Below are 6,839 nucleotides of genomic sequence, written 5' to 3' on the forward strand. Positions count from 1 at the left end.
CCGCTGCCTACCCGGCTCTCCCAGAATCAGCCGCCCGTCCCGGGCCCGGTATGCGACGCCGGTGTGGTAGACCTCGTCGAGCCGGGCGAGGACGCCCTGCGGAACCAGTTCCGGAATCACCTCTCCGACCGGCTCGCCGACACGCCCGCGGTCGCACCCCACGGCCTCGAAGAATGCCGAGTTCGCCACTTCCAACAGGTGTCTCGGGCCACTGAGCGCAGCGAAGATCACCGGGGCCTGCCCAAAGAGGTCCGCGTACTCCTCGCTCCGCCGCTCGATGGGGACGGAGTGGGCCATGGCCGAACTGTGGGGATCGAAGTATGTGGACATGACAGGCCGCCCTCTCCTGTCTCGCCCCTCCACTCTGACACATGTTTCCGCTGCTTCCAGGCCGCAGCCGGGCCGATCGGGTGGCCGAGCGCGTCGTCGACCGGAAGAGGCCCAGCCGTCTCCATGTGGCCTCGTGCCGAAGGGAGATAGCGGTCGTTGCACCGCCCAGCATGCGCATGTGTGGCGTGGCGAGCCGCACCGGCCGCCGTCCACTCGACACAGCCTGGACTCCACGGGCGTGCGTCTTTCCCGGCCGGGTTGCGTCGGTGGCCCTCCATGAGTCAAGCAGACTCCAGCTCGCGGAAACCCGGCCATCCGGCAGCTCACCGATCCTTGATGTAGGGGTACAGTTTATAGATGTGTGATCCTGCTTATAGGGTGGAGGGGCATGGACAAGCCCGTTGAGATGTTCGACCGCGACTACGAATGGTCGGCGCTGACACGGTTCATCGAAGATGAACAGCCTGGCGCGACGCTCGGTGTGGTCTCCGGTCGGCGCCGACAGGGCAAGACCTTCTTGCTCGACGCGGCCTGCCGCGCCGCAGGCGGGTTCTACTTCGGCGCGACCGAGGCCGCCGACGCCGAGTCCCTGCGGCGTATCAGCGCCGCGCTCACCGCGCATGTGCGACCTGCCAGTCCTTACCACTTCGCCGACTGGGCCGAGGCTGTCGACGCGCTCCTCGCGCTGGGCACAGAGCGGCCCGTGCCCGTCGTGATCGACGAGTTCCCATACCTTGCCAAGGCGAATCCGGAGCTCCCCTCGATCATCCAAGAGGCGCTGAGAACCCTGCGCGACCAGCGCAGCGGCTCCCGCACCCGGCTACTGCTGTGCGGCTCGGCGCTGTCGTTCATGGGCAGGCTGCTGTCCGGTAATGCCCCCCTGCGAGGCCGGGCAGGGCTGGAGTTGGTTGTCCGCCCTCTCGACCACCGCCTGGCCGCCGAATTCTGGAACATCACCGACCCGCGCCTGGCCCTGCAGGTCAACGCGATTGTCGGCGGCACTCCTGCGTACCGACGGGAATTCGCCCGTGGCGACACCCCGAAGGGAGCCGACGACTTCGACGACTGGGTCGTCCGCACCGTCCTCAACCCAGAGACCCCTCTGTTCCGTGAGGCCCGCTATCTGCTCGCGGAAGAGCCCGACCTGCGGGACACCGCCCTGTACCTGTCCGTACTGGCCGCGGTCGCCGACGGCAACGCCACCCGCGGAGGTATGGCCGGGTACCTGGAACGCAAGGCCACCGACATCGCACACCCCATCAACGTCCTCGAAGACGCCGGCCTGCTGCATCGAGATGCCGACGCCTTCCGCGACAACCGCCCCACCTACCGCATCGCCGAACCGCTGATCGGCTTCTATCACGCCATCATGCGACCGGTCTGGGACCAGCTGGAACGCCCCGGCAGCGCAGCTCGGGTCTGGCAGGCCAGCCGCCGCCGCTTCACGAGTAACGTCCTCGGCCCTCATTTCGAACAGGTCTGCCGCGACTGGGCGCTGCACCACGCCGACCCAGAACTGATCGGAGGTCTGCCCGCCCGGGTCGGGCACGGAGTGGTGCACGATCCGAAGGCCCGCATCGGACACGAAGTGGACGTGGCGGTCATCGGCATCGCCGACGGCTCCAAGGCACCGCTCCTTGCCATCGGTGAGGCCAAATGGAACGACACCATGGGCATCGCCCACATCGAGCGCCTCCAGCACATCCGCGACCTCATCACCCAGGCGGGACGCTACGACACCACCGGTACCCGACTCATGTGTTTCAGCGGCGCAGGCTTCAACGACAAGGCATACACGGCCGCACATGCCGGCCCGGATATCCAATTGGTCGACCTGCAGACGCTCTATGGCATGGCATGACCCGTGCCCCGAGGGACGTGAACATGGGTTGCCATAATTCGATGGCGTCCTGGGCGCATGTACCTCTAGGGTCGAGGCTGTTCGAGCGGTAGCCCCACATTACCGGGGTGACTTGACCTGTTGGGAGGTGTGACCGATGGCTGTCGTTGAGATGGGCGTTGCCCGCATCCGGAAGTTCATTCAGTCCACTTCCGTGGCCTCCGGCTGACCTCTCTGCTTCTCCCGCGCCAGTGAGCGCGGTGCCGGGGCCACCCTTGTGAAGGGTCACCCCTTGTCTTCCTCTTCTCTTTCGGCTTCTTCCGTTTCGTCGCACCCTCTCGCCGTCTACGGCTGGGACGAGGGCTGGGAAGCCGAGTTCGCCCCTTACGCCGAGCAGGGTCTCCTGCCCGGCCGCGTCGCTCGGGTCGACCGTGGCCTGTGTGACGTCATCACCCCGGCCGGCACCGTCCGTGCCGACACCGAGTTCGTCGTCCCCCGTGATCCGATGAAGGTCGTGTGCACGGGGGACTGGGTCGCGGTCGATCCTGAGGGCAGCGACCCGCTGTACGTGCGGACGCTGCTGCCTCGCCGGACGGCCTTCGTGCGGTCTACGTCGTCGAAGCGTTCCGAGGGCCAAGTCCTGGCCACTAACATCGATCACGTCGTCATCTGCGTGTCGCTCGCGGTCGAACTCGACCTCGGGCGGATCGAGCGGTTCCTGGCGCTCGCCATGTCCAGCTCGGGTGGTGAGGCACCGCTGCATACGTCGGCACTCTCCTGGGAGTCGGGCGCCCAGCCGCTCGTCGTGCTCACCAAGGCCGACCTCGTACCGGATGGAGCGACCCGCGCGCACCTGGTCCAGGACGTGGAGCTCTCGGCGCCGGGCGTCACCGTCCTTCCCGTCAGCGCCCTGGACGGAGACGGGCTCGACCTCCTCGTCGCCTCCGTCTCCGGCGGTACGTCCGTGCTGCTCGGGCAGTCCGGCGCGGGGAAGTCGACCCTCGCGAACGCGCTCGTCGGCGCCGACGTGATGGACGTACAGGCCACGCGGGACGCCGACGGCAAGGGGCGCCATACGACGACCACCCGCAACCTGCTTGCTCTGCCGGGTGGGGGTGTCCTGATCGACACGCCCGGGCTGAGGGGTGTCGGGCTCTGGGACGCCGAGAGCGGGGTCGGGCAGGTGTTCTCCGAGATCGAGGAGCTGGCCGAGCGGTGCCGGTTCCACGACTGCGGGCACGAGGCCGAGCCGGGGTGCGCGGTGCTGGCCGCGATCGACTCCGGTGAGCTGGCCGAGCGGCGGCTGGACAGCTATCGGAAGCTGATCCGGGAGAACCGGCGGATCGTCGCCAAGACCGACGCACGGCTCAGGGCCGAGCTCCGCAAGGACTGGAAGCGGAGGGGGGCGGAGGGGAAGGCGGCCATGGAGGCCAAGCGGGGGCGTTGGCGCTAGCGCAAGGCCACAGTCGTGTCCGTTTCCCGCCAGCGGCACCCTCGCCGACGGCGGAGACTGGAACACATGACGGACGAGGACACCCGGTACGAAGCCGTACGCAGCCGCGACGCCCGTTTCGACGGTGAGTTCTTCTTCGCCGTCGCGAGCACCGGCATCTACTGCCGCCCCAGCTGCCCGGCCGTGACCCCGAAGCGCCGTAACGTGCGCTTCTTCGCCACGGCCGCGGCGGCGCAGGGCTCGGGCTTCCGGGCCTGCCGCCGGTGCCGTCCGGACGCCGTACCGGGGTCGGCCGAGTGGAACGTCCGCGCCGATGTCGTGGGCCGGGCCATGCGGCTGATCGGGGACGGGGTCGTGGACCGGGAGGGCGTCGCCGGGCTGGCGACGCGGCTCGGTTACAGCGCCCGTCAGGTCCAGCGGCAGCTGACCGCGGAGCTCGGCGCCGGGCCCGTCGCGCTGGCCCGGGCGCAGCGGGCGCACACCGCGCGCGTGCTGGTGCAGACGACGGACCTGCCGATCACGGAGATCGCGTTCGCCTCCGGGTTCGCCAGTGTGCGGCAGTTCAACGACACCATCCGCGAGGTGTACGCCTCGACGCCGAGCGAGCTGCGGGCGGCCGCGCCGGGCGGGGGACGGGCGGGGCGGCGGCCGACCACTCCGGCGGCCGGCATTCCGTTGCGGCTCGCGTTCCGGGGCTCCTATCAGTCCACCGCCGTCTTCGATCTGCTCGCGGGCGAGGCCGTGCCCGGTGTGGAGGAGGTGAGCGGGGAGCGCGGGCGGCGGACGTATCGCCGTACCCTCCGCCTCCCGCACGGCACCGGGATCGTCGCCGTCGACGAGCGGGTGGGGGCGGTCGGGTCCGCGTCCGGCTCGCATCCCGGCGGCTGGCTGGACGCCCGGCTGCAGCTGACCGACCCCCGCGACCTGACCACCGCCGTGGGGCGGCTGCGGCGGCTCTTCGACCTCGACGCCGACCCCTACGCCGTCGACGAACGCCTCGGCAGCGACCCGCGGCTCGCCCCGCTCGTCGCCGCCCGGCCGGGGCTGCGGTCGCCCGGTGCCGCCGACGCGGACGAGCTGGCCGTACGTGCGCTGGTGGGGCCGTACGAGAGCGAGCGGCTGGTGCGGCGGTACGGCAAGGCGCTCGACGCGCCCTCCGGCAGCCTCACCCACCTCTTCCCCGAACCGGCCGTCCTCGCCGAGGCCGCAACCGACGGCCCCCTCGGCGCGCTCACCGCCGCCCTCGCCGACGGCGCCGTACGCCTCGACCCGGGCGCCGACCGCGACGAGGCGCAGACCGCGCTGCTCGGACTGCCCGGCATCGACGCCGGTACCCTCGCCGTCATCCGCACCCGCGCCCTCGGCGACCCCGACGTGGCCCCGCCCGACCTGGACCTCCCCGACGACTGGCGCCCCTGGCGCTCGTACGCCCTGCAACATCTGCGCGCAGCAGGAGAGTTGGACTGATCCGTGATGACCACCACCCTCTGGACCCGCGTCGACAGCCCTGTCGGGCCCGCCGGAAGAACGGCCGTGAGGTGGTGGCGAGTTGGCGGCAGGATCGCGGACCCTTCCGTTCGGCCGAGGACAGCCGGCCGCCTGCTTCGCCGGTGAACCGAAGGAGTTCCGCTTGGAGTCGAACACCGTCGGCAGTGAGTTCCGGGACTGTGTGTGGGCCGCGCTCGACTCCGTTCCCGGCGGCGTGATCGGGGCCAACCCTCCCCCAGAGGGGGCACCTCCTAGGGGGTGCCCAGCCCCCAGCTGTGGATCCGGCGCGGATGGACCCGGATCACCTCGTCGCTGAAGTGCGGGCCCAACTCATGCGGGCCGGTGAGGAGTTCGGCCTCGCCGCGGATGTCGATGCCGCGCACCTTCCAGGGGCGCAGGCTGACGATGTCGTCGACGACCAGGGCCACCTTGGGGTTCTTCTGGAGGTTGCGCCACTTCTTCGTACGGCCCATGGCGAGGCCGCCGATCAGGATCGTGCCGTCCTCCTGCGGGAAGAAGCCGACCGGGTTCGCCTGCGGCTGCCCGTGCGGGTCGACGGTGGCCAGCCGCCCCAGCCGCTGCGACTTCAGATACGCGCGCTCGGCCTCACTGAATTCGGTCATGGGAGCAGCGAAGCACGCCCGCCCGTCCCGCACATCGGATCCTCGGCCTGGGTCTGTGGGCCTGTACCGGGGAGGGGCGCGGTCAGCCCCAGATCACCGCCCCCAGCCACGCCCCCGCGATCAGCAGACAGGTGAACAGCTCCGCCAGCACGCTGGAGCCGCCCGAGCGCATCGCGGTGCGCAGGGCCGTCACCGCCTCGGCGTGCCGGCCCAGGCGGAGGCGTTCGCCGAGGTAGATGCCGGCCATGAAGCCGGGGATCGCGCCCACCACGGGGAGCAGGAGGAAACCGGCCAACGCGCCGACACCGGCGTAGACCCCCATCCGGGGGGTGGCCCCGCTCGCCCGCAGCCGCCGGGGCGGCAGCGCCCAGCGGACCACCTGGGAGAGGAACAGCGCCACCGTGGCCCCCACCAGGACCCACCAGGCGACCGGCCGCGGATCCTTCAGCGCCCACCACAGGATCGCGGCCCACACGAGCCACGACCCCGGCACCCCGGGCACGAGTACTCCGCACAGGCCGAGCAGGAGGACCAGGCCGACCAGGAGGAGGTCCCACACTCCCATGTGCCCAGGGTGCCGGAGGGACGGGGAAGACGCAGGTCAACCCATGTCACTCGGGTCGCTCCCGGGCCACCCAGCCCCTTTCGTACGCATGCCGGCCCCACTGCGTCCAAGTCGTGACCCCGGTCAGCTGCAGGAGCGGCTGCTGTTTCGCCACCTTCGCGTCGGCCAAGGTGTCGGCACGGCGGTGCCGATCACCGCCCGCCTGCGACGGAACTCGGGGCCGGCTCACAGCTGATCTCCAGGGAACTGGGTCACACTCGGGGCCGGTCCGACCGGATCAGGACGTGATCCGGTCATCCAGAACGTGACCCGGGCCCGTGACGTGCCGTCGGCGCACCGTCGGCACAAGGGGATCCGGGCCCGGGTCACTCCGATGTCGCCGGGCGGCTCTCCCGTGGGGGGTGCCTCTATGTCCTTCGTCAAGGCTGAGTGGTCATGTGGTGGCTGCTTCGGGGCTGCGTGGTTCGTAGAAGGTGCCGTCGCGGAGCATCGCGAAGAGCACGCTGATGCGGTGGCGGGCGAGGCGGAGGAGGGCCTGGG

The 6,839-nt window shown here is 70.5% G+C and carries 5 protein-coding genes and 1 pseudogene; 3 read left to right on the forward strand and 3 right to left on the reverse strand.

What is annotated here, in order from left to right:
* Positions 1-718: 718 nt before the first annotated feature.
* The 3 genes from ACWC09_RS46890 (at position 719) to ACWC09_RS46900 (ending at position 5,090) form a co-directional block, all read left to right on the forward strand.
* Complete coding sequence (locus tag ACWC09_RS46890) at positions 719-2,191, forward strand: AAA family ATPase (protein WP_450857756.1); 1,473 nt, start codon at positions 719-721, stop codon at positions 2,189-2,191.
* Between the two features lie 271 nt (positions 2,192-2,462).
* Positions 2,463-3,623 carry a ribosome small subunit-dependent GTPase A gene (gene rsgA, locus ACWC09_RS46895; RefSeq protein WP_450857757.1) on the forward strand — a complete coding sequence of 387 codons (1,161 nt, stop codon included), beginning with the start codon at positions 2,463-2,465 and terminating at the stop codon, positions 3,621-3,623.
* A 66-nt stretch (positions 3,624-3,689) separates the two neighbouring features.
* On the forward strand, positions 3,690-5,090 hold the full coding sequence (locus ACWC09_RS46900) for a DNA-3-methyladenine glycosylase 2 family protein (protein WP_450857759.1): 1,401 nt from the start codon (positions 3,690-3,692) through the stop codon (positions 5,088-5,090).
* A 272-nt stretch (positions 5,091-5,362) separates the two neighbouring features.
* Here ACWC09_RS46900 and ACWC09_RS46905 read toward each other — a convergent pair whose 3' ends face one another.
* The 3 genes and pseudogenes from ACWC09_RS46905 to ACWC09_RS46915 form a co-directional block, all read right to left on the reverse strand.
* The gene (locus ACWC09_RS46905; RefSeq protein WP_450857761.1) at positions 5,363-5,734 is read right to left on the reverse strand and encodes a PPOX class F420-dependent oxidoreductase; all 372 of its coding nucleotides are present in this window, start codon (positions 5,732-5,734) and stop codon (positions 5,363-5,365) included.
* An 82-nt stretch (positions 5,735-5,816) separates the two neighbouring features.
* Complete coding sequence (locus ACWC09_RS46910) at positions 5,817-6,299, reverse strand: DUF456 domain-containing protein (RefSeq protein ID WP_450857763.1); 483 nt, start codon at positions 6,297-6,299, stop codon at positions 5,817-5,819.
* 46 nt (positions 6,300-6,345) lie between these two features.
* Positions 6,346-6,468, reverse strand: a pseudogene (locus ACWC09_RS46915) (helix-turn-helix transcriptional regulator); the annotation flags it as partial.
* Positions 6,469-6,839 lie beyond the last annotated feature (371 nt).

This window comes from Streptomyces sp. NPDC001617, from assembly GCF_053596855.1.

Excerpts from the sequence above, each read along its gene's own strand:
- ACWC09_RS46900 (WP_450857759.1), top strand. The coding sequence starts at position 3,690 with ATGACGGACGAGGACACCCGGTACGAAGCCGTACGCAGCCGCGACGCC.
- ACWC09_RS46905 (WP_450857761.1), bottom strand. The coding sequence starts at position 5,734 with ATGACCGAATTCAGTGAGGCCGAGCGCGCGTATCTGAAGTCGCAGCGG.
- ACWC09_RS46890 (WP_450857756.1), top strand. The coding sequence starts at position 719 with ATGGACAAGCCCGTTGAGATGTTCGACCGCGACTACGAATGGTCGGCG.
- ACWC09_RS46910 (WP_450857763.1), bottom strand. The coding sequence starts at position 6,299 with ATGGGAGTGTGGGACCTCCTCCTGGTCGGCCTGGTCCTCCTGCTCGGC.